Origin of the sequence: Halobacillus sp. Cin3, from assembly GCF_947311855.1 — a bacterium.
Taxonomy (GTDB): domain Bacteria; phylum Bacillota; class Bacilli; order Bacillales; family Halobacillaceae; genus Halobacillus; species Halobacillus kuroshimensis.
Window position 1 is genome coordinate 134,261 of the sequence record NZ_CAMZMV010000004.1, and the last position, 22,115, is coordinate 156,375.

At 48.2% G+C, this 22,115-nt stretch carries 21 protein-coding genes; 18 read left to right on the top strand and 3 right to left on the bottom strand.

All coding sequences use genetic code 11. The annotated features are described in order from the left end of the window. The first annotated feature begins 11 nt into the window (after nucleotides 1-11). From QMA39_RS13745 to QMA39_RS13825, 17 genes are all read left to right on the top strand, one after another. Nucleotides 12-773 carry a CsxC family protein gene (locus tag QMA39_RS13745; RefSeq protein WP_281659061.1) on the top strand — a complete coding sequence of 254 codons (762 nt, stop codon included), beginning with the start codon at nucleotides 12-14 and terminating at the stop codon, nucleotides 771-773. 137 nt (nucleotides 774-910) lie between these two features. Then, nucleotides 911-1,636 carry a CsxC family protein gene (locus tag QMA39_RS13750; RefSeq protein WP_051254711.1) on the top strand — a complete coding sequence of 242 codons (726 nt, stop codon included), beginning with the start codon at nucleotides 911-913 and terminating at the stop codon, nucleotides 1,634-1,636. A gap of 43 nt (nucleotides 1,637-1,679) precedes the next feature. After that, on the top strand, nucleotides 1,680-2,915 hold the full coding sequence (locus QMA39_RS13755; protein ID WP_206933829.1) for a hypothetical protein: 1,236 nt from the start codon (nucleotides 1,680-1,682) through the stop codon (nucleotides 2,913-2,915). Between the two features lie 417 nt (nucleotides 2,916-3,332). Beyond that, nucleotides 3,333-4,064 (top strand): ZIP family metal transporter, encoded by a 732-nt coding sequence (locus QMA39_RS13760; protein ID WP_206933831.1) that lies wholly within the window; start codon nucleotides 3,333-3,335, stop codon nucleotides 4,062-4,064. 164 nt (nucleotides 4,065-4,228) lie between these two features. After that, on the top strand, nucleotides 4,229-5,806 hold the full coding sequence (locus QMA39_RS13765; RefSeq protein ID WP_281659062.1) for a BCCT family transporter: 1,578 nt from the start codon (nucleotides 4,229-4,231) through the stop codon (nucleotides 5,804-5,806). 55 nt (nucleotides 5,807-5,861) lie between these two features. After that, nucleotides 5,862-6,233: a VOC family protein gene (locus QMA39_RS13770; RefSeq protein WP_281659063.1), complete on the top strand. Its 372-nt coding sequence runs from the start codon at nucleotides 5,862-5,864 to the stop codon at nucleotides 6,231-6,233. Between the two features lie 190 nt (nucleotides 6,234-6,423). Beyond that, nucleotides 6,424-7,980, top strand: a complete 1,557-nt coding sequence (locus QMA39_RS13775; protein ID WP_027955682.1) for a sodium:solute symporter family protein — start codon at nucleotides 6,424-6,426, stop codon at nucleotides 7,978-7,980. Next, the gene (locus QMA39_RS13780; RefSeq protein ID WP_027955683.1) at nucleotides 7,952-8,191 is read left to right on the top strand and encodes a hypothetical protein; all 240 of its coding nucleotides are present in this window, start codon (nucleotides 7,952-7,954) and stop codon (nucleotides 8,189-8,191) included. Before QMA39_RS13775 ends, QMA39_RS13780 begins: the two co-directional genes overlap by 29 nt. Before the next feature lie 24 nt (nucleotides 8,192-8,215). Further along, a complete protein-coding gene (locus QMA39_RS13785; protein ID WP_027955684.1) occupies nucleotides 8,216-8,518 on the top strand; it encodes an urease subunit gamma in 303 nt (100 codons plus the stop codon). 12 nt (nucleotides 8,519-8,530) lie between these two features. Next, the gene (locus tag QMA39_RS13790) at nucleotides 8,531-8,848 is read left to right on the top strand and encodes an urease subunit beta (RefSeq protein ID WP_027955685.1); all 318 of its coding nucleotides are present in this window, start codon (nucleotides 8,531-8,533) and stop codon (nucleotides 8,846-8,848) included. Next, on the top strand, nucleotides 8,838-10,547 hold the full coding sequence (gene ureC, locus QMA39_RS13795) for an urease subunit alpha (RefSeq protein WP_281659064.1): 1,710 nt from the start codon (nucleotides 8,838-8,840) through the stop codon (nucleotides 10,545-10,547). Before QMA39_RS13790 ends, ureC begins: the two co-directional genes overlap by 11 nt. 9 nt (nucleotides 10,548-10,556) lie before the next feature. Then, complete coding sequence (gene ureE, locus QMA39_RS13800) at nucleotides 10,557-11,006, top strand: urease accessory protein UreE (protein ID WP_027955687.1); 450 nt, start codon at nucleotides 10,557-10,559, stop codon at nucleotides 11,004-11,006. A gap of 4 nt (nucleotides 11,007-11,010) precedes the next feature. Next, complete coding sequence (locus tag QMA39_RS13805) at nucleotides 11,011-11,682, top strand: urease accessory protein UreF (protein WP_281659065.1); 672 nt, start codon at nucleotides 11,011-11,013, stop codon at nucleotides 11,680-11,682. Nucleotides 11,683-11,706: 24 nt separating this feature from the next. Beyond that, a complete protein-coding gene (ureG, locus tag QMA39_RS13810; RefSeq protein ID WP_281659244.1) occupies nucleotides 11,707-12,321 on the top strand; it encodes an urease accessory protein UreG in 615 nt (204 codons plus the stop codon). Next, the gene (locus QMA39_RS13815) at nucleotides 12,318-13,130 is read left to right on the top strand and encodes an urease accessory protein UreD (protein WP_281659066.1); all 813 of its coding nucleotides are present in this window, start codon (nucleotides 12,318-12,320) and stop codon (nucleotides 13,128-13,130) included. The genes ureG and QMA39_RS13815 overlap by 4 nt, the downstream gene beginning before the upstream one ends. A gap of 12 nt (nucleotides 13,131-13,142) precedes the next feature. Further along, nucleotides 13,143-13,757 carry a sulfite exporter TauE/SafE family protein gene (locus QMA39_RS13820; protein WP_281659067.1) on the top strand — a complete coding sequence of 205 codons (615 nt, stop codon included), beginning with the start codon at nucleotides 13,143-13,145 and terminating at the stop codon, nucleotides 13,755-13,757. A 444-nt stretch (nucleotides 13,758-14,201) separates the two neighbouring features. Then, entirely contained in the window at nucleotides 14,202-16,181 is a 1,980-nt protein-coding gene (locus tag QMA39_RS13825; RefSeq protein WP_281659068.1) for a penicillin-binding transpeptidase domain-containing protein, read from the top strand. Nucleotides 16,182-16,372: 191 nt separating this feature from the next. Here QMA39_RS13825 and QMA39_RS13830 read toward each other — a convergent pair whose 3' ends face one another. From QMA39_RS13830 to QMA39_RS13840, 3 genes are all read right to left on the bottom strand, one after another. Then, on the bottom strand, nucleotides 16,373-17,350 hold the full coding sequence (locus tag QMA39_RS13830) for a class F sortase (RefSeq protein WP_206933845.1): 978 nt from the start codon (nucleotides 17,348-17,350) through the stop codon (nucleotides 16,373-16,375). A 63-nt stretch (nucleotides 17,351-17,413) separates the two neighbouring features. Further along, complete coding sequence (locus QMA39_RS13835) at nucleotides 17,414-18,742, bottom strand: copper amine oxidase (RefSeq protein WP_206933847.1); 1,329 nt, start codon at nucleotides 18,740-18,742, stop codon at nucleotides 17,414-17,416. Nucleotides 18,743-19,459: 717 nt separating this feature from the next. Further along, complete coding sequence (locus tag QMA39_RS13840) at nucleotides 19,460-20,854, bottom strand: L-cystine transporter (RefSeq protein ID WP_027955694.1); 1,395 nt, start codon at nucleotides 20,852-20,854, stop codon at nucleotides 19,460-19,462. 237 nt (nucleotides 20,855-21,091) lie between these two features. Between QMA39_RS13840 and QMA39_RS13845 the strand changes: the two genes are divergently transcribed. After that, entirely contained in the window at nucleotides 21,092-22,075 is a 984-nt protein-coding gene (locus tag QMA39_RS13845) for a ring-cleaving dioxygenase (RefSeq protein ID WP_281659069.1), read from the top strand. Nucleotides 22,076-22,115: the final 40 nt, after the last annotated feature.

The following is a 22,115-nucleotide window of genomic DNA, read 5'->3' on the forward strand; positions in this document are numbered from 1 at the left end:
AGGAAAACATCATGAGAAAAAATGACCGTCACTGTGTCAACCTGAATGAATCAGCTTCTATTGAACAGTGTACAAATTCAAGTGCGGATACTCCGATCACTCCAAGTGGAGAGCGTATCGTCCGGATTCCGGTTGAACTGGGAGCCTATAATGTTACGACTAACCTCGTCGCTAACATCTCCTTCCCACACCCGGTACTTGAAATCAAAGATATCAAAAAGCGTGTCATCATTACCCAGTGTCGTCTGCTTACGCGTACGTCCACAGGAGATGATGATCAGTTTTCGGCAGGGCCGTTCCCGTTGTTCCTGAAAGGGTATGTCCGTAAAAACATTCAATACGCGACACCTTGTCATGATACTGAGGGCGAATGTGTGTCTTCTGAAATCAAGTCCCTTACTGTGAAAGTGCCGTTTGAGTGCATGACTACCATCGAATTGGATTCACCTGCTCAACTGCCTCTTCGCAATCGTAGAGACGAATACGACTTTTTCAGAGCCCAGGACCTTGGTAAAGGATATCCGGAAAAAGACCAGTATCTGTCCAGTGACCTTTCCCAGTTCCATCAGGAAAGTTTCCAAGGATACAACCAGCTGCCATTCTGTGAGCTTGTTTCCAGTCAGATTCTTGAGTGGGACGAAGCGACAGATCGTGGCTCTTTTGGCGACAGCCCGGTTGATGAAGCGTACTTCCGTCATATCGTTGAAAAAATGCAGGTGCGATTCACCATTAAAGTGCTTCAAAACCAACAGGTACGCGTAGACGCTCTATAATTGAAAAAGATGACAGTCCATCAGGGCTGTTATCTTTTTTTGCTGTTCCACCATTGTCTTGAAATCAGGATAAGAGCCCAGACACAGAAAAGGCAGCTACATACGATGTGGGTATATTTTGATTAGGGGGCAGACAAATGACAGGTGTGTTTAACGAAGAGGACGGCTTGGAGCTTCACTGTGAAAGAAAACCGCATGTAAGTATCGGCAAGATTGTAACGAAGGTTCCTGTCGTACTCGCAGAACTGAAGCTTCAGATCCATGTCAGTGAAACGATCACTTTTCCAGAGCCGGTGCTTGAGATCAAAGATATTAAGAAACGTGTGCACTTAACCCAATGCCGCCTGCTGCTGCCATCTAAAAAACTGTTTATTAAAGGATTCGTACGAAAGAATATCCAATATGCCAGCCCGTGCAGTGAAATTGAAATGCCGACAGATAAGAGTGTGGCTTCCGACCTTCATTCCTTTACGGTGGATGTCCCTTTCGAACAGGTGACTGAAATTAAGGATTTTCTTTCCATGCCGGTGATGCCGAAGAACAATACACGGGAAGAATTTGATTTTGTCCGATCCAAATCTTTACCAGAGGGATTTCCGGAAAAAGACCAGCATATCAGCAGTGACATTTCCCAGTATCATCAGGAAAGCAGTCAATTTTATAATGAACTGCCTTACTGTGAACTGCTGTCGAGCCGGATCGTGGAGTGGGATGAAGCATTGGACCGCATGCCTCTTCCAGGGAAAGCCCCTTTTCATGAAGGGTATTTCACAAAGATAGAGGAGAAGATGGTGCTGGATATCTGTGTGAACGTCCTGCAGAAACAGCAGATCCGTGTCGCATCTACAAGCAACGGTGATTGATTCATAGGAAAAGAGGGAGGAAAGGAGGCGTCCTTTCATATCTATGAAACGTGATGTCATTACTTTTCAACAGACACACTGGGTCAATCCTAAGGATCGTGGAAGTTTCCTGGGCGGTCATCTGTCAGGGCGGGGAGAGGAAACGAGGGGCGGCGGCCCGTTGTTTCTCCCTTCCTCTGCCGTTGAAGAGGAGGAAATGGCCTTGTTTAAACCGGAGGAAGAGGAGAGGGCTGTGGAAAACAATACCCGCATACCAATGAATGAAGGCGAAATAAGAAAACGAAAGTCGTCCCTTGCCGCTGAATTCTCTTCGATGCTTGATGAATCCAGCGGAGGGTTCTTTGATGATACGACGGAACCAGCAGAGGAGGGAGGTGTGCTCCCTGAAATATTTGCTCTTCTGGAAGAGTCGGAGGATTCTGCAGAAGCGTCCTTCGTTTCTAAAGCCGATCATGATTACCCCATCCTCGGAGATATTGCTTCTGCCATGGTAGAATCCTCCAATGAGTTCAAGAGTCATTACTTTTCTCAAAAAGCTATGTCGCAGCCCACAGAATCTTCTGATGCCGGGGAGAAGGCTGTAGAACGGCATCCTGCGGAAGACCCCCGTTCTGTTTCGTCCGTTATAGAGGACGAAAGCTGTGAAGACCCTTTTTCAGGCAGTGGGATCGATGATTTATTTGCATGTGAATCCTCTTCCAGTTCTTCTTCATCCTCTTCTTCAAGCTGTCCAGTCTGTGATGATGGTTCGTCGGATTCATGGAATGACCAGAGCATAGAAAAAACGGTGAAAGTGCCTGTCCTTCTGGCTCATGTTCCATTGGAATGGGAGATCCGGGAAAGTATTCCTGTTCCTTGTCATTCCGGTGCCATTCTGAAGACGGAATGGTCCGTCCATGACATTCACATCTCTGCTCCTATGTACCCATTTCTATTTCTGCGCGGGTGTTTTACTGTATCCGTGGATTATCAGGAACGGGGGGAGTTGAAGCGGATCTGTAAACGGGTTCCTTTTGAGGAAACGGTGGAAGTGGGCGCGATGATCACTCCTGAACTCCCCACCTATTCGGAAAAGGAATACACAGCAAAAAGCGCGGAAATGCATAAGGAAATCTATCAAACGTATCCATCTCCGGTGGAAAAGGAGCTGGAGAACGTTTCCTTCCTGGTCCATCAGGAATGTTATGGAAAAGGAGACCTTCACGTGCAAGGGGTTTTTCATGGGGAGCTGCTTCTTTACCAGCAGCGGTTCAAACGTTTGGATGTCTGGGAATCTTGAACCGAATAAACAAAAAGAAAGAGGGTTCCGCAGGAAGGAACTCTCTTTTCAATGGTCACGTTCAAAGTGCTCTCTACAATGATGGAAGGTGGAGGAATGGCTGCCTGTTCATGTTGAACGGTGGTGGGGAAATGTCCGGGATTCAGGCCGCCGCCCTGGAGGAAAATCCTCTGTAATACCAAGGCATGTTTCATCTTTGAGAGTCCGAGTCAAAAGGGTTGTCTATGAGACAGGTTCCTTTCGACTCCCTACTACTATATGTTCTCCAGGGACGGTTGGCATGGACAGGTGCCGGCAGACTATAAAATTAGGTTAGCAGCCATCAAGAGAAAGTAGATTTCTATACTGATATAGAACGTTCTTTTCCATAGGCCTGTACATATACTAGAAAACAATGGATGGAAGGGGGCGGAGCAGTTGGAGGAGACGCTGATGATTATGATCCTGTCAGCCATGGCTACGGGAGCGGGAGCCCTCCCGGTCCTGCTGATCCGCCGGGTCTCCCACCGGAAAATGGACAGCATTCTCGCCTATACCGCTGGTGTGATGATGGCAGCATCTACCTATGGCCTTATCCCGGCCTCTTTGAAGCTGACCAATGTAACGGTGCTTTGTATTGGTGTACTCGGAGGCGCGCTGATTTTGAACCTGCTCGAGTATCTTCTTCCCCATGTAGATATGGATCATACGAGGAAATCTCCCGTGCTGCCGCACCAATCGCTGATGCTTGTAGCGGCGATGACCCTCCATAACATTCCGGAAGGGTTGTCGGTCGGTGCCAGCCTGGCCAGTCAAGTCGAGCATCTCGGAATGGTCGTCGCTTTTTCCATGGGTCTTCAGAACGCACCGGAAGGGTTCCTTGTCGCTTTGTTCCTTCTCCATCAAAACGTTTCAAGACGGACAGCCCTTTTTATGGCGGTGCTGACAGGTGGGATCGAATGCGTCTCCAGTTTTATCGGGTTTTACGTGGTTCATATCTCTCTGTTCCTCGTTCCTTACGGGCTCGCCTTTGCTGCTGGTGCGATGTTGTTCATCGTTTATAAGGAGTTGATTCCGGAAACCCATGGTCATGGCTATGAGCGTCTGGCTACGTTCTCTTTCCTACTTGGGCTGCTCAGCATGATCGGAATTGTGGAATGGTTCCGCTGAATCCTGCCGGATGATCCGGCGGGTTTTTTTGTTCTCCCAACTCTTTCTTGTAAACGTATCAGCAAAGAAAGGCAAGGGGGAATGATTCGTTGGAAATATTTTATTGGAAAAATATCGTTATAGGTCGTTTTTCATCGGGTATGCAGAAATTGGGAGGAGATAGCATGAATAAAAAAATGATTGATTACAAAATATTCATTCCATCACTTTTACTGATGGCTGCCATCAGTATCCCTTTTGCCCTGTATGAATCACAGTCGTTGGAACTTATGAATACAGTCTTTGATTCGATTGTGTCATCATTCAGCTGGGGATACTTATGGTATGGCATTTTACTGGTCGCCGCAGGTCTTTACTTGGCATTTTCCAAATACGGAAAAGTGGTTCTTGGGGATCCGAAGGAGAAGCCGAGGTTCACCCTTTTTGAGTACGCGTCCATTCTGGTCGCGATGGGTGTAGGATCGACGATCATGCGGACGGGAATGCTCCAGTGGACGTCTGTCGCCAACGACCCGCCGGCCGGTGTAGAGGCTGGTTCTGCGGAAGCCCTGCTGTGGGGGAACGCCTACAGTATGTTTTTATGGGGCTTTCAAGTATTCGCTATTTTTGTCATGATAGCACCGGCGATGGGATACATACTTCACGTAAAAAAACGCCCGTTGATGAGAATTTCAGAGGCCTGCCGGATTTTGTTCGGAGATAAGTTCACAGACGGCATCGGAGGCCGGTTGCTGGATGTGTTGTTTTTAATCAGTATTCTTTCCGGAGCAGCTGTAACGCTTGGTCTGGGAGCGCCGATCATTACGCAGAACCTTTCTCATCTGCTCGGTATCCAGGTGGATTTCACGCTGACGATCATCGTTACCATCGTCTGGGTCTTTTTATTTTCCCTTAGTGCTTATCTCGGCATCGAAAAAGGGATCAAACGGTTAAGTACATGGAACATGTATATTGCCGGTTTTTTAGCCCTGTTTATTCTCGTCGGAGGTCCAGGTGTTTTCATCCTGAACTACTTCACGGATAGTGTATCGATGCTCTTGACCAACTACCTGGATTTTTCCTTGAACACTGAATCGGTCTATCAGGGGGAAACTTCGCATATTCAAAGCAACACGATTTTCTGGTTCGCCTACAGCGCCACCTGGGCCATGCTTCACAGTGTGTTTGCAGCAAAGATTTCACAGGGTCGGACGATTAAGGAGATGATTCTCACTTATCTGCTCGCTCCAACGCTGCTTTCCTGTCTGGCGACAGGGGTCCTTGGCGGGCTTGGTGTCCACCGCTATCTGACTGGAAATCTTGATATTTTGAACTTCGTTGAAGAAGAAGCGCGTATGGCTGCGATACCGGAAATTTTAAATACGCTTCCTTTCGGAGAAATCGCCATTGTCATCTTCATGATTGTCGCCTTGATTTTCCTGACGACGACCCTCGATTCCACGACTTATACGATTGCCGCCTATACAAGTACGCGGGATATGAGCCGTTTTGAGCCGCCAAAGATGCTTCGTATTATCATTGCGGCTGTGATTACTGCTTTTGCTTTGATTCTAATGAGGATCGGCGGTCTGGCGCCATTGAATGTCGTATCAGGCCTTATGGGTCTGCCGATCATCGTCATTCAATTCATTCTGATATACGCAGCGAAGAAAATGATCGACGCCGATCAAGCCTGGCTGACCAACGTCCGTCAGAAAGACAGGCCTTCAAAAGCTTATGAAGCGAAGCGTAAAGTGGAATAGTCTGGTAGATTGGATTACACTGATATCAGAGTAACTTTTGAAAGGGGACCTGTACATGTATGAATCACTGCACCACGTATCTATCATTGTATCGGATATAGAACAAGCCAAACATTTTTATGGCGGGGTGCTCGGATTTGAAGAAAGCCCGGACCGTCCTGATTTCGACTTTCCCGGAGCCTGGTATCAGGTAGGCGTAACGCAGATTCACTTGATTGCTTATGCAGAAGGAAAAACGCTTCGCGGTACAACCGAGATTGATTCCAGGGATGGACATTTTGCGGTCAGAGTCCGTGATGTTGAGGCGTTTATCGAAAGAATGGAAAAGCACGGAGTGGAGATGCTGAACAAGCCTGTCAATAAAACGGAATGGCATCAGGTGTACATCGCCGATCCCGATGGAAACATTATTGAATTTAATAGATAAAGCTGGAGACGGTCGATATCATTCGATCGTCTTTTTTTTGTTTTTTTCTTCCTTTTTTTTGAAACGATGGCACGGCTGGGTTGTCAGCGCTTACTTAACATTAATATGTTAGTTTTTCTGACATAGGGTGTTGATTGTATGTTAGTATTTGTTGTATTATTCTGCATATTAAGAATATTGGAGGAAAATTATGCTTCCCACTTACGCTGGTTATTTGTTGTTGCTTGTGTTTGGATTGTTTTTCACTGTCGTTACGGTTGTGATGCAGCGCAGAAAAAAACAGAAAATGACCGCTGAACAGTTTAGTACCGCTGGCAGAAGCATTGGTGTCGGTCTGGCAAGTGCGTCCATCATTGCTGCCTGGACGTGGGCGGCTACGTTAATGATGTCCTCGGCTACAGGATTTCAGTACGGCATCAGCGGACCGTATTGGTATGCTGCTGGTGCCTGTATCCAAGTGCTTCTTTTTGCGATAGTAGCCATCAACTTGAAAAAGCGTGCCCCCAAAGCCCATACGTTTCTTGAATTCATTGCTCAGCGCTTTGATAAGAAGAACCACCGTTTAATTATGGGTTTTGCGTTGATGACCAACATTCTTGTGACAGCGATGGTCGTCCTTGGTGGAGCCATTGCCTTGAACTCGCTGACAGGCATGAATATTTATGCCGCCGCCTTCCTCATTCCTCTCACATTCACGATTTACACCATGATTGGTGGATTGAAAGCTTCCTTCATCGCTGATTATTTCAACACTGTTATGATTTTTGCCATCCTGGCTGTCTTCGCTGCTGCCATTTATGTGAAGTTCGGTATTGATCCGATTTATGAAGGATTGCAGAGCATGCCTTCTTCCGCCTCGATGCTGACGATGGCTTCCATACCGGGTCTTTTGTTCGGAATGGTTAATATTATCGGTAATTTTGGAGCGGTCTTTGTAGATCAGGCGTACTGGCAGCGAGCAATTGCGAGTAAGGATAGTGCCGCTTCCAAAGCTTATATATACGGAGGGCTTGCCTGGTTTTCCATTCCATTTGCGATTGCGACTTTTCTTGGTGTCAGTGCCGCCGGCCTTGGGGTGGCGGTATCGACACCGGATGCAGCGGCTCCGGAAATGGCGGCCTACCTTCTGGGTGGTATCGGTTCGATTTTATTTTTAGCCATGCTGTTTATGGCGGTTATGTCTACAGGAGCCGCCGAGCTGACAGCTATTACGAATATCATTGTCACGGATATTTACCGGACGTCAATCCGTCCGGGTGCTTCGAGTGACCAGTTATTAGCGATGTCGAGAAAGGTTACCCTTGGATTCGGATTGATGATGGGCGTCCTTTCGATTCTGTTGTTTAAGGTTGGTATCAGTCTAAGCTTTGTATATATGGCAATGGGGATTTTCGTCAGCGGTGCTGTCATCCCGGTTACCCTCGGTCTGCTTTGGAAAAAGGCGACCAATGCCGGGACTTTTTACGGCGCGTCCTCCGGGCTTGTGCTTGGTGTTACAGCATGGCTGGTTTCCGCCTCCACTATCTATGGTGAAATCACCGTGCAGTCGCTTGGGGAACTGGAGCCGATGTTCTTCGGTAATATCACAGTTTTCTTAGTGAGTGGAGCCATATCCATTGGTCATGCTCTTTATGCGAATCAATCGTTTGATTTTGACTCATTGAAAGATAAGTTCCACAGCTTCGATGAAGAAGCAGATCCCATAGAGGAGGATTCTTATGAGCGAAAACGAGCGTCAGCTGAGTAAAGATGCCGTTATTTGTACAAGATGGGCTTTATCCTTAACGGCCGTGTTCATCATTATTTTTCCAGGCATTATGTTTTTAACGGGGTATCAGTACAGCCTTGATTTTTTTAAAGGATGGACGTACTTGTCCTTTGGATGGCTGATCATCGCAGGACTGATGATTACGCTGAGGCCTGTCATTGAACTTGTCAGGGACCGGAAAGCTGGATAGGACAAAGAGATTGGGGAGGAAACTATGAAACTGACGTCGCGGGAAAGAGAGAAGTTGATGATTGTGCTTGCTGCTGATCTGGCACGAAGAAGACAGGAGCGCGGTTTGAAGCTGAATTACCCTGAAGCGGTATCGATTATTACTTATGAAGTGGTGGAAGGTGCGAGAGATGGAAGGACGGTGGCGGATTTGATGCAGTATGGTGCCGCTGTATTGACCCGGGAGGATGTGATGGAAGGGGTTCCTGAAATGATTCCCGATATCCAGGTGGAAGCAACGTTTCCCGACGGGGTCAAGCTGGTCACCGTTCACGAGCCGATTCGATGAGGAGGAGATGAAGTGAAACCAGGTGAGTTTATCCTGAGGTCGGAAACGATCCGCTGTAATGAAGGGAAGGAAGTAGTGGAAGTCACCGTATTAAATAGAGGCGACCGGCCGGTCCAGATCGGCTCCCACTTTCACTTTTTTGAAGTGAACCCGTTTCTGCAATTTGATCGTGAAGAAGCCAGGGGGCGTCATTTGAATATTCCGGCCGGGACAGCTGTCCGGTTTGAGCCGGGAGATGAAAAAACAGTTCCTCTCGTTGCTTTTTCCGGGGAGAGAAAAGTGTATGGATTGAATCAACTTGTCAATGGGAGGCTGGATGATGAGCTTTGAGATGCCGCGGCGCCAGTATGCCGATATGTTTGGACCGACAAAAGGGGATGCGGTCCGGCTGGCTGATACGGACCTTTTTATTGAAGTGGAAAAAGACTATACGAGGTATGGAGATGAAGTGAAATTCGGAGGAGGCAAGGTCATCCGTGACGGGATGGGCCAGCACCCTCTTGCATTAAGGAATGAAGCAGTTGACCTTGTCATTACCAATGCGGTCATACTGGATCACTCCGGAATTATCAAAGCTGATATCGGGATCAAGGATGGGTGGATTCAAACGATTGGAAAAGCAGGAAACCCACTGTTGATGGATGGCGTGGATATCGTGATCGGGGCCTCTACAGAGGTCATTGCCGCTGAAGGAATGATTGTAACGGCAGGTGGGATTGATGCCCATGTTCATTTCATTTCCCCTCAGCAGATTGAAACGGCTTTATCTTCCGGTGTAACAACCATGATTGGAGGGGGGACCGGCCCGGCCACGGGTACAAAGGCAACCACGTGCACCCCTGGGTCGTGGAATATTGAGAGGATGCTGGAGGCAGCAGAAGAGTTTCCGATGAATCTCGGATTCTTAGGAAAAGGAAATACCACAAGTGCAGAAGCCATTAAGGAGCAGGTTGAAGCTGGAGCCGTAGGGCTGAAGCTTCACGAAGACTGGGGAACGACAGCGGCAACGATTGATACATGCCTGCAGGTCGCTGATCAATTTGACGTTCAAGTGGCCATTCATACAGATACGCTGAACGAAGGTGGATTCGTAGAACATACGCTCGAAGCTATCGGGGGACGGGTCATTCATACCTATCATACAGAGGGGGCCGGCGGTGGTCATGCACCTGACATTATTGAGGCGGCCGGATATTCGAATATTCTTCCATCCTCCACGAACCCGACCCGTCCCTACACCGTGAACACGCTGGAAGAGCATCTGGATATGCTGATGGTTTGTCACCATCTGGATCCAAGTGTTCCGGAGGATATCGCTTTTGCGGACTCGCGGATTCGTAAAGACACGATTGCCGCTGAGGATATTATGCATGACCTTGGAGTGTTCAGCATGATTTCCTCTGATTCCCAGGCGATGGGGAGGGTCGGAGAAGTAATTATCCGGACGTGGCAGACGGCCGATAAAATGAAAAAGCAGCGGGGGCCTTTAGAGGGAGACCATGAGCACAGTGACAACTCCCGGGCGAAGCGCTACGTAGCGAAATATACGATAAACCCGGCGATAACGCATGGCATATCCGACTATGTCGGCTCTGTAGAGGAAGGCAAGTTTGCTGATTTAGTGCTCTGGGATCCGGCATTTTTTGGAGTGAAGCCTGAGCTGATTTTAAAGGGCGGCTTGATTGCTCATAGTTTAATGGGCGATCCGAATGCAAGCATACCGACACCACAGCCGGTGCTGTACAGGGAGATGTTCGGTTCCCTCGGGAAAGCGAAAGCCTCTACAGCTATGACATTCGTCTCTCAATCCGCCTATCAAAAAGGTGTTCATCGAACACTCGGGTTGGAAAAAATTGTCCGGCCGATTTCAGGAGTCCGGAACTTAACGAAAAAATCGATGATTCATAACGGCGAAACGCCGTCTATTGAAGTAGACCCGCAGACCTATGTTGTCAAAGTGGATGGGGAAATTATCCACTGCGAACCGGCAGAGACAGTAGCTATGGGACAGCGGTATTTCTTATTTTGAGGTGATTGGATGATTATTGAAAAGGTAGCAGGTAATATTTCAGAAACGAATAATCGGGCTCCGCACGTCGAATACGTAAAGCTGGAGAGTGAACAGCTTCTCAAACGAGTCCAGCGAGTGACGACGGATCACGGCCGTGAAATCGGTATCCGGCTCGGAAAAAACAAAGAGCTTTCGGACGGGGACATCTTACATATCGATGAGAAGAACATGATTGTCGTAAGCGTTCATAAGGATGATGTGCTTGTCATACGTCCGAAAAACATCCGCGAAATGGGAGACATTGCTCATCAGCTCGGCAACCGGCACGTGCCTGCGCAGTTTGAAGGGGAAGAAATGCTTGTTCAGTATGACTACCTCATTGAAGAACTGTTGGAGAATGAAGGCCTGGACTACTCCAGGGAAGAACGGAAGGTGCCTGAGCCCTTCCGGTATATCGGCCACAGCCATGATGATTAATTGGATGCCACTGCTGCAGCTCAGCGATTCTCAATTTCCATCCGGGGCGTTCTCGCATTCGTTTGGGTTTGAAACGTATATTCAGCAGGATGTCATCACAGATGCAGAGAGCTTCAAGGAGGCCCTGACCGCTTTTTTGGACCGGCAGCTGGCATACAATGATGGCCTGGCCTTCTGGCTGGCTTATCAGGAAGTTAAAAATGATGGAGTGGATCTCATCCTCGAACTGGATCATCTTCTTTATGCGTCTACACCAGCAAGAGAAACACGGGAGGGGAATCAGCGGGTGGGGAAGCGGCTGGCAAAGTTGTGTCTGGATTTGTACCCTTCTCATCCATTGGAGCAGTATCATAAGTGGCTGATGGAAAAAGAGGGTTACGGCCACCCGGCCCTTGTGTTCGCTGTGATTTACGGGGCTATGGAGGTATCCGGGTCCGCGGCGTTGGAAACATTTTTATTCACCTCATTGAGCTCAATGGTGCAGAACGCTGTGCGAGGGATACCTATCGGCCAGACGGATGGTCAGAAAATCCTCGTCGCTTTGCAGCCTCATGTGCAAAAAACAGCCCGGGTTATCCAGGGGGCTTCGATCGAGGAACTGGGAGCTGGAAGCCCGGGGCTGGAAATCGCCCAGATGATGCACGAGCGCCTGCACGTACGGTTGTTTATGTCTTAAAAAAAGATTGGGAGGAATGGAATGATGGAACCGATATGTATTGGAGTGGGAGGCCCTGTCGGGGCGGGAAAAACGATGCTTGTCGAACGGCTCACACGGGAGCTGAAGGATGAATTGAATATGGCTGTCATCACGAACGATATTTATACAAAAGAGGATGCGCAGTTTTTACTTAAGAATGGAGTGCTTCCTGGTGACCGCGTCATTGGAGTGGAAACTGGAGGTTGTCCTCATACGGCGATACGTGAGGATGCTTCGATGAACTTTGCGGCTATTGATGAGCTGAAGGAGCGTCATCATGATCTGGATTTAATTTTCGTCGAGAGCGGAGGGGATAATCTGGCTGCGACGTTCAGTCCGGAACTGGTGGACTTCTCTATCTATATCATTGACGTGGCTCAAGGGGAGAAGATTCCCAGAAAGAGCGGTCAGGGGATGATTAAATCCGATCTGTTCGTCATTAATAAAACCGACCTTGCTCCACATGTCGGAGCGGATCTTGATGTGATGAAACAGGATACGATTACAGCGCGTGGACAGAAGCCCTTCGTGTTTACCAACTTAAAAACGAAAGAGGGTCTTTCGGAGGTCGTTGAATGGATTTATGACCATGCCTTTCTTAAAGGGCTGCAGGCATGACACACACCGGCGTCCTTCACCTGAAAGGAGAAAAACGCCGTAACCGGACGATCCTGTCTGGTTTTTATGAGGGGGCTTTCAAATTCACCCGTCCCGTTTACCTGGATGAGGAAACGTTGTCCGTTTATATGATTCATATTGGCGGAGGCTATGTGGATGGGGATTCCTATGTGAATGAAGTGACACTGGAAGAAGGAGCGGAATTGAGTGTAACGAGCCAGGCTGCATCCAAAGTGTACAAAACGATATCAAAGCCGGTGGAGCAGGTGACAAGGATTCATCTCGCTGCCGGCAGTTCCCTCGATTATTGTATGGATCCTCTGATCATGTATGAAGGAGCACGATTCAATCAAATGACGATCGTGGACATCGATGAAACGTCCTCTTTTTTCTACAACGATATTGTAACACCAGGGTGGTCCCGTGATGGAGAGCCATTCCGGTATGACTGGTACCGGAACAAATTGAAGGTGACCTCCGGGGGCAGCCTTGTTCTATATGATCACTTGCTGCTTGATCCTGGAAAAGGAGTAGAAGGGGTACTGGAACTTGAGGGGCATTCACATGTTGGATCGGTCGTTCTTTTTCATCCGGAGGCAGGAGTGGATTTTGTCGAAAAGCTTTCTGACCACCTTGAACAGCAGTTTCCTGGTGTCCGTTTCGGTCTTTCTTCGATGGATAAGGGAGGCGTCGTTATGCGGATGCTGGGAGATAACACCCAACAGCTTGAGTCGGTGACAGCGGTTGTTCACACCTTTTATCGAGAAACGTTATTACAGAAAAAAGAAGTTATCTGGCGGAAGTATTAAGGAGGTTCAACAATGGAGGATATGAGTTTGTTAGCCGTTTTAGGACTGGGACTGGCGCTTGGGATTAAGCACGCGCTCGAACCGGATCATGTGATTGCGGTATCTACATCAGCGGCAAAAAGCAGAAAGGTGATTCAATCGGCGATGACCGGGATCTATTGGGGAATTGGACATACCTTGACTATGTTTGTATTTGGGATGGTGGTCATCCTCATGCAGGAGCAGATTCCTGAAACGTGGGCACAGTCGCTCGAAGCTCTTGTTGGAGTGATGTTGATTATAGTAGGAGCAACGACGTTTCTTTCTTATAAAAAGTCTTCTTTAAAGCAAGAAGGGCGCAGTTATAAGGCATCTGTTTTTATGGGGATCGTCCATGGACTGGCGGGAAGTGCCGCCCTTGTACTATTAACGCTGAGCTCTGTGGAAAGCGCAGCTGAGGGAGCCGCATTCATTTTTATTTTTGGAGCAGGCACAATTATCGGAATGCTTTTGTTTACGACTGTGATTGGTCTTCCTTTTGTACTTACGACTAAAAAGTGGACGATTAATAAAGGATTGACACAGGCTGCTGGAGTTATCAGTGCTGTATTTGGCGTTTATTATTTATCAAGCATCTATCTTGGATAAGGTTGTAAATAAGGTTCAAACGTCCATTTCCTTTCTTTACGAAATGGAATGTTCATTTGAGCCAATGAACGTTTGCAAAGGACCATCGCTGCAAATCTATGAAAAGCCTGCCAACTATTTTCTGACTGTAACTGAATGAAAAAGTTTGGGGATTCGCTCCCATGAGCCAAGGGGGGCTTTGAAAAACAGATCATCTCCTTTTTAAAATCATCATTCGGTGAGGCTTTGATGATCTTATTGGTGGTGACGCCTGCGGCAAGCATCCACCGATAAGCGGAACGTGACCGTAAACCCTTCATGCAGAAATCACAATAGACGCCGAATACGTTTTCGGCAGTGTAACGCCCGGTATAAACCGGGCGTTTTTCTTTTTCCCAGGCTTGTGTCTGGTATAATAGAAATTAGAAAAATTTGTCTGATTACAGAAAAATAAGGGGAGATTTGATGAAAAAATGGATGATCCTGCTCGTCCTCCTGACCACGGCCGCGCTTTCTGCCTGCAGCAGTCAGCCGGAGCCGCGGGACACGTTTTCCGCGTACATGGACGCATGGGAAAAGAAAGGGTATGAAACGATGTACAGCTATTTAAGTGAATCTTCGAAAGAATCCATCACGAAAGAGGATTTTGTCAGCCGGTATGAAGATATTTTTGAAGGGATCGGCGCGGAGGAGATATCGATTACATACGATCTTCCCGAAGAGGAAGAAAGCTATGATCAAGAGGATCCACCTGCCTATGAATATACGGCTTCGGTAGATTCAAGAGCCGGTGCGATTGAATTCAGTCATCAGGCGGGACTTGTCTATGAGGAAAATGACGAGGAAGGTCGCTGGGCGGTGGAATGGATGCCGGATCTTATTTTCTCCCAAATGGTGGAAGGCGATACAGTGAGAGTCACCCGGCTGGAATCCGAACGCGGAGAGATTTTCGACCGCGACGGGCAGGGGCTGGCTGTCAAAGGTCCGGTGAAGGAAGTTGGTATTGTACCAGGGAAGATGGAAGAGGAAGAAGCCTTGAAGGAAGGACTTGCAGATATTCTCAAGCTTTCGGTTGAACAAATCGATCAGAAACTGGAGCAGTCCTGGGTGAAGGATGATGTGTTCGTGCCGCTTGCAATGATTCCTGAAGATGATGAGGAGAGGCTGACGGCCCTTGAAGATCTGCCAGCTGGCTACATGATCAATGATGGGAAAGAAGCACGGGTTTATCCTTTAGGGGAAGCGGCCGCGCATTTGACCGGCTATATGGGGAGTATCACGGCTGAAGAGCTGGAAGAGCGCGAAGGAGAAGGCTACAGTACGAACGATAACATCGGGAAATCTGGGTTAGAGCTTGTCATGGAGGACCAGCTTCGGGGCGAACCGGGCTGGCGTGTGTATATTGCCGATGAGGAAAATGAAACGAAAGAAGTGCTCGCAGAACAGGAAGCGAAGGACGGGGAAGACGTCACGCTGACCATTTCATCGGATGTCCAGACGGAAGTATATGAACAATTGAAAGACGAATCCGGAACAGCGGCTGCGATTCATCCTGAGACCGGAAGTGTGGAGGCCCTTGTCAGTACTCCTTCCTACAACCCGACAGCTCTTTCTTTAGGGCTTGGAGGGGAAGAAGTGACCTTGAACAAGTTTTCGAGAACGTATTCTCCGGGGTCCACGTTTAAGCCAATCACCGCAGCGGTTGGATTGGAAACAGGAACGATTAATCCGGAAGAGGAGCTGTCGATATCCGGAGAAACGTATGAGGCGGATGCCGGCTATTCCGTCACCCGTGTACCCGGGGCAGCAGCGGACAGTCAGGTGAATCTGCGCGATGCACTTATGCGGTCGGATAACATTTATTTCGCCCGCCAGATCGTGGATATCGGCGGAGATTCTTTCCTGGAGGAAGCAGCAGGATTTGGTTTTGGTGAGGATCTGCCGTTTTCCTATCCGATAGAAGCTTCCCAGTTGATGAACGAAGATACATTTGAAAGTGAATCTCTGCTTGCGGCGACCGCCTATGGGCAGGGGCAGGTGCAGATGAGCGCTGTCCACCTGGCTGCTGCCTACACGCCGTTCATTACCGATGGGACACTGATCAAACCGCAGCTTCTGCTGAATGAGGAAGAATCTGAGGTGTGGAAAGAAGAGGTCATCAGTGGAGAAACAGCGGCTTTGATCCGTGATGATCTGACAGCGGTCGTACAGAACAAGAACGGAACAGCTTATGAGCCGGTTGTGGAAGGAATTTCCCTCGCAGGGAAAACAGGGTCAGCGGAATTAAAAAAATCCCAGGATGAAGAGGGACCTGTGAATGGATGGTTTGTGGCCTGGGATACCGAGGATCAGGATCTGCTTGTGGCGATGATGATGGAAGATACAGAAGAAGGCAGTCACGATGTGGTGCCTAAAGTGAAAAATGTCTTCGGGAATTTGAAATAGAAAATACACTTCCGGCAGAAATGGTGTGTAGAATCCCGTTCCGCTTATCGGTGGCTGCCGCAGGCGTCACCATCGGACACTTTACGCCCCCTGACTTAACGATGGGTTGAAAAAAGGTCGATTTTCTGCTGAACAGAAGATCGACCTTTTTATAAGAAAAGCTGAAAACCACGTCTGTCCGGCAGACGTGGTTATTTTGTTCCTGTTGGATCGGAAGGCATAGACTCTGTACCTTCTTCATTGACTGTCGTTACATAATAGGAGTAATCGGATGCTTCGGAATCCGTATAGGATTTCCGTTCATGCTTGGAGATGCTGGCGACCTTTTCGAATGTTTCCCCGTCCTGGCTGCGGTAGACGCGGTATCCTGCCACATAATCCTCACGTACGGCATGCCAGGTAATCATCGTCCCCTGGATCTGCACGTTGGAAGGGGGCTGGATATCCTCCTGTTTCTGCGTCGGTTCCTTCAGTTTTGAATACACGACGAGACGGTCCGCGTGACCTCCGATACTGCTGAGAAATTCACCTGTACAGGTGATAAGGTTGAGACGTTTTTCATCGGAAGATCCGAAAATCGTTTCAATGGGGGAATCATCCATCGGATAACTTTCGAGTTTTTCGACTACATAGGTCTTTTCTTCCCCGTTTTCATCGGAGACGGTAATCTCGTCTCCTTTTTCAAGTTGATCCAAATCATAAAAAACAGCAGGACCTGTCCGGCTGTCCACGTGGCCTGCGATAACAGAGTTCCCTGTACTGCCGGGCTCCGTCCCCGGTTCAAACCATCCGGCTTTCTGCGGGTCCTCCGGTACACCCATCTGTCCATTATCCAGAATCCCCACCGATTCTACAGCGGCTTCTACATCAATGGCAGGGATGGAGATGGTGGCAGGGGTTATCCCTGTTTCTTCCTGCTTTTGGTTTTTCACAACGTCAGCGGACCGCATATTTCCGTTTTTATTAATCACTGTAAATTCGCCGTCCAAAATCTCTTCTTTTTGATCCTCCGGCACATCCGTCTCTTGATAGGACGCCTGTGTAGCATTTTCAATTCGGACAACCTCCGAATCGTCCTTCCAAAAAGTGAACGCATTGAATTCATAGGCGACCATAACGAGCGCTGTCAGGCCTAGTATTGTGAAGTACATTTTCCAATCGAGCTTCATGGACTGTCACCTCTCTATCATAAGGAAGGAAGAAGAGCAGAGGCTCTTCTTCCATGGTAAGCATTACTGCTTGGCTTTGCGGATGGAAATGAAACCGGCAGAAGCTGCAGCGATAACTCCGAAGGCGATCCACATCCATGTGTTCATTCCTTGATCGCTCGCTCCACCAAAGCCTGTCTTAGGCATTTCTTCCGGCATAACTTCTCCACCGAATTGATCCGGCATTTGTGTCACGACAGCACTGCTCAATGTTTCGCCAATTCCGAACATGAAGGCATATCCTTCACGGAAAGAGTCGTAAGTGGCTGTATAGTCTTCATTCACGTAGTGATCGAAGGTCTGAAGGACATCTTCCTCGTGAGTCCAGACCGCTTCAACAGCATCCTCCTGTGGAAGGTCTCCTTCAGTAGCTGTACCAAGGAAGGCACCGAAGTCCTCAGAGAAGGCCATCAGGCTTTGTTCAGCCATTTTCCTTGCTTCTTCATCTTCTTCAAGAGCTGCTGTAATCACATCAGACTGGGCGTTGATATGATCCTGCTGCCATACTTTTTCAAACTGGGCAGCACCCTCTTCACCATAAATAGAACCGATAGCAGCTTTGAAATCAGCGGTGTGCTGGTTCTCAGCCCAAGTTACGAAATCGTAGTCTTCCGCCTGGTCAAAGCCTTTCTGCATTTCAAGAACGGCTAAAGCGAAGTGTTCAGAAGCAAGAGCATTCATGTTGGAACGCAGATCTGCTGCTGGTGTATCCGCTTTTGTTCCATTAAAGGAATCCGGCATCTGCGTTACAATGGCAGAAGAAAGGGCCTTACTAATGTCGAACATACGGTTGAAACCTTCACGGAAAGCCGTATAGGATTTCTGATACTCTTCGTTTACATAGTGGTCAAAAACGTTCAGAACATCTTGTTCGTGCGCTTTCAGGACTTCTTTGGCTGTGTCTTTGGAAAGATTTCCTTCGGTTGCAGATGCAAGGAACGTACTGAATTCTTCCGTGAATTCTTCAACTTCCTCTTCTGCCATCTTACGGGCTTCTGGATCATCATTTTTCGCTGCTTCTACAAATCCATCGGAATAATCGTTATGTCCGCGGAAAATTTCTTCAAACTGCGCAGCTGCTTCATCTCCGTAAATAGAAGCGATCGCCGGGGTCATATCCTGTGCGTTCTGATCAAGTTTGTTCCATACTTCATCAGCATCTGGTGCGTCTTCATACGATTTCATCATAAACGTTGTAGCAAGGACAAAGTGCTCGGACAATAATTGATCAAGCGTCGATCTTAGATCGGCCGCCTCCGTCTGTGCTGATTTGTGGTGATCGGCCATGGCGACGGATGGGACAAGGAGCATCAAAGCCATTAATGTGATCAGGATTCTTTTCATTTGTTTCATGGTACACTCTCCTTCTTTTTTATTTTCTTACACAGCTAACGAAGCGGTGATGAAATTGGATCACAATTTCATTAAAAAAATAAAAACAGTATGGATGAAGCTCAGTGTAGAGGGAGTGAGAAATCGAGATTTTCAAGGGAATAGAAATTCCTTTAGAGGATAATGAACGTTGAAATATAGGGCTTCGTTATAGTTTTCCGTGGTACATGACAGGGAGAGCTTCAGAAGGAATAAAAAAAAAGCAGACCATTCATCTGCAAGCAGAAGGATCTGCCCCATATGGGGCAGATCCTTTGGCTGTAGAAAAATCCTGTGTTAACCAGTTAGAGTTGTCCATTAGTCGTGTGAAGGGTCACTTTCCGCTTATCGGTGGATGAATGCCGCGGGTACGCCCTCAGCTAACTTGGTCAGGAAGGTCACCTGCCCAAGTGGATCTTCGGCCCGTGCTGTTCCCGCAGGCATCACCACCGAACGCTCCTCGTGACGACGTTAGAATATAGAGGAGAGAGACTGTGCACTAAGCAGGCTCGCAGATTCAAAAGAACGTCATGGGATGCGCTATCGCCGAGCGTGGGTTTTGCGAGATAGCTCGGTCGCTCGTCCGCGGAAAGGGGAGGGGGTTTCGCTCCTGGCGGTAAGATAGAAAAAAGCTTGTAAAGAAACAGAGGTTTCTCTACAAGCTGAGGATCTTCCCCATATGGGGAAGATCCTTTTTGTTTAGACAGCAATATCTTTTTCAACGGCTTCCTTATCATTGAAGCGTTCGGTATTCAGCTTTTTCAGGACGCGTGAAGTCAAGGTGCCTGATGTCATAGAACCGTTGACATTAAGTGCCGTCCGGCCCATGTCAATCAGGGGCTCTACGGAAATAAGCAGTCCAGCCAAGGCGACTGGCAGGTTCATGGACGAAAGTACGATCAAGGCAGCAAAGGTCGCTCCGCCTCCGACACCTGCAACACCAAAGGAGCTGATGGCGACAATCAGCACAAGCTGCACGAGGAATCCTGGGCTGAGCGGGTCGATTCCGACAGACGGGGCAATCATCACGGCCAGCATCGCTGGATAGATGCCGGCACAGCCGTTCTGGCCGATTGTTGCACCAAAGGAAGCTGACATGTTCGCAACCCCTTCATCTACGCCAAGGCTGTTTTTCTGGGCTGATATATTCAGTGGAATCGTTCCGGCACTGGATCTGGAAGTGAAGGCAAAGGTGAGAACCGGCAGCACTTTTTTCAAGTACGTGAACGGGTTCAAACCAAATACACTGATCAGAACCAGATGGATGATGAACATGACAGCAAGGGCGGCATAGGAGGCGAGGACGAATTTACCGAGCTCCAAAATGCCGGCGATATTGGTCTGGGCGACTGTAGTTGCCATCAAACCGAGAATACCAATAGGTGTCAGACGAAGAACGAGCGTGACGATCCGCATGACGACCGCATAAAAAGCATTGACGATGTTGATGAATGTTTCTGCATGCTCCGGCTGTTTGCGGCGTACGCCAAGAACAGCGATACCGATAATCGCAGAGAAAATGACCACGGCAATGGTGGATGTAGCACGATCCCCTGTCATATCAAGGAAAGGGTTGGCCGGGATGAATTCGAGAATTTTTTCCGGTGTGGACAAGTCCTGGACTTCTGTGAGCGTTTCTTCCAAGTATATTCCACGGTCCGACTCGGCCTGGCCGGCTTCAATCTCACTGGCATTCAGGTCGAATACGAAGGAGCTGCCAATACCGACGAGAGCGGCGATGGCTGTTGTGCCGACTAATATTCCGATGATCCAGAGCGAAATCCTTCCGAGTTCCGATGTTTTCTCAAGGTTGATGATGGACTGGATGATCGAAACCATGATCAACGGAATGACAATCATCATCAGCAGCCGCACGTAGCCGCGTCCGGCAATGTTATACCAGTCTGTTGTCTGGGAGGTGACGGCAGAGTCCGCGCCGAATACGGTCTGCAGATAAACCCCAAGCAGCACCCCGAGACCAAGACCGGTGAACACGCGCTTACTGAAGGAGACGTGTTTCTGCTGCATACGAATTAATACGAATATAAGAGCTGAAATAAGGACAATGTTCAAAAGAACAAGCAATGTTTCCATAAAAAAAGACCTCCTTTAATGGTTTATCCTATAAAACTGATAAAATTACTAAGGATTATAAAATATCCAATTTTCCACTTAAAGTCAATAGTTTTTCCATAACTTTCTATATCTTATTTTATGAGCAGGACAAATGAGCTAAGAACAGCGGAGTTGACATTTTTAGATGAAGACGGTATATTTATCTTGAAACTGAGATAATTTCAAACGGATTAACAAATAAATGGAGGAATGGACATGAACGAACTGAAAGGGATTCACCATGTCACCGCAATTACGAGCAGTGCGGAAAAGAATTATGAATTCTTCACTTATGTGCTTGGGATGCGCCTTGTCAAAAAGACCGTCAACCAGGATGATATTGAAACGTACCACTTGTTCTTTGCAGATGACCGGGGAAACCCCGGCACAGATATGACATTCTTTGATTTTCCGGGTATTCCGAAAGGGGCTCACGGGACGAATGAAATTTCCACGACGTCGTTCCGTGTTCCAAATGACGAGGCTTTGGACTACTGGGTCAAACGCTTTGACCGTCTGGATGTGAAGCACCAGGGGATTAAGGAGCGGTTTGGGAACAAGGTTCTGCCGTTCGTCGACTTCGATGATCAGTCGTATGAATTGATTTCGGATGAAAAAGACGAAGGGGTGGCTGCCGGTATTCCATGGCAGAACGGACCTGTACCGAACGAGTATGCCATTACTGGATTAGGGCCTTTGTATGTCCGCGTAGATAAGGCGGATTACTTCAAGGACGTGCTGCAAAAAGTGATGCATTTCCGTCAAACAGCAGAAGAAGGAGCCTTTACGAGATTCGAAGTCGGGGAAGGTGGTAACGGATCGGCAGTGATTGTCGAATACAACGCTGTCCTTCCAGATGCGCGCCAGGGCTTCGGAACGGTCCACCATGCGGCTTTCCGTGTCCATGACCGTGAAGCTCTCCAGGAATGGATCGATCATCTCCCAACGTTCGGGTTCCGCACGTCCGGTTTCGTGGACCGCCACTATTTCGGGTCTCTTTATGCGAAGGTAGCACCGCAGATTTTGTTCGAGTTTGCGACCGACGGGCCCGGTTTTATGGGAGACGAGCCGTATGAAACCCTGGGTGAAATGCTGTCCCTCCCGCCAAAGCTGTTGCCGAAGCGTGAGGAGATCGAAAACTACGTCCGCCCGATTGATACCGTCAGAAGCACGAAGACGATTGAAAAAGAATATGAATGAATCACGAACCCCGGATAGATGCTTTCCGGGGTCTTTTTTT

Bases quoted from the DNA above. Each gene is read 5' to 3' on its own strand.
- QMA39_RS13745 (WP_281659061.1), top strand. From the start codon at position 12: ATGAGAAAAAATGACCGTCACTGTGTCAACCTGAATGAATCAGCTTCT.
- QMA39_RS13750 (WP_051254711.1), top strand. From the start codon at position 911: ATGACAGGTGTGTTTAACGAAGAGGACGGCTTGGAGCTTCACTGTGAA.
- QMA39_RS13755 (WP_206933829.1), top strand. From the start codon at position 1,680: ATGAAACGTGATGTCATTACTTTTCAACAGACACACTGGGTCAATCCT.
- QMA39_RS13765 (WP_281659062.1), top strand. From the start codon at position 4,229: ATGAATAAAAAAATGATTGATTACAAAATATTCATTCCATCACTTTTA.
- QMA39_RS13770 (WP_281659063.1), top strand. From the start codon at position 5,862: ATGTATGAATCACTGCACCACGTATCTATCATTGTATCGGATATAGAA.
- QMA39_RS13775 (WP_027955682.1), top strand. From the start codon at position 6,424: ATGCTTCCCACTTACGCTGGTTATTTGTTGTTGCTTGTGTTTGGATTG.
- QMA39_RS13780 (WP_027955683.1), top strand. From the start codon at position 7,952: ATGAGCGAAAACGAGCGTCAGCTGAGTAAAGATGCCGTTATTTGTACA.
- QMA39_RS13785 (WP_027955684.1), top strand. From the start codon at position 8,216: ATGAAACTGACGTCGCGGGAAAGAGAGAAGTTGATGATTGTGCTTGCT.
- ureC (WP_281659064.1), top strand. From the start codon at position 8,838: ATGAGCTTTGAGATGCCGCGGCGCCAGTATGCCGATATGTTTGGACCG.
- ureE (WP_027955687.1), top strand. From the start codon at position 10,557: ATGATTATTGAAAAGGTAGCAGGTAATATTTCAGAAACGAATAATCGG.
- QMA39_RS13805 (WP_281659065.1), top strand. From the start codon at position 11,011: ATGCCACTGCTGCAGCTCAGCGATTCTCAATTTCCATCCGGGGCGTTC.
- ureG (WP_281659244.1), top strand. From the start codon at position 11,707: ATGGAACCGATATGTATTGGAGTGGGAGGCCCTGTCGGGGCGGGAAAA.
- QMA39_RS13815 (WP_281659066.1), top strand. From the start codon at position 12,318: ATGACACACACCGGCGTCCTTCACCTGAAAGGAGAAAAACGCCGTAAC.
- QMA39_RS13820 (WP_281659067.1), top strand. From the start codon at position 13,143: ATGGAGGATATGAGTTTGTTAGCCGTTTTAGGACTGGGACTGGCGCTT.
- QMA39_RS13825 (WP_281659068.1), top strand. From the start codon at position 14,202: ATGAAAAAATGGATGATCCTGCTCGTCCTCCTGACCACGGCCGCGCTT.
- QMA39_RS13830 (WP_206933845.1), bottom strand. From the start codon at position 17,350: ATGAAGCTCGATTGGAAAATGTACTTCACAATACTAGGCCTGACAGCG.
- QMA39_RS13835 (WP_206933847.1), bottom strand. From the start codon at position 18,742: ATGAAACAAATGAAAAGAATCCTGATCACATTAATGGCTTTGATGCTC.
- QMA39_RS13840 (WP_027955694.1), bottom strand. From the start codon at position 20,854: ATGGAAACATTGCTTGTTCTTTTGAACATTGTCCTTATTTCAGCTCTT.
- QMA39_RS13845 (WP_281659069.1), top strand. From the start codon at position 21,092: ATGAACGAACTGAAAGGGATTCACCATGTCACCGCAATTACGAGCAGT.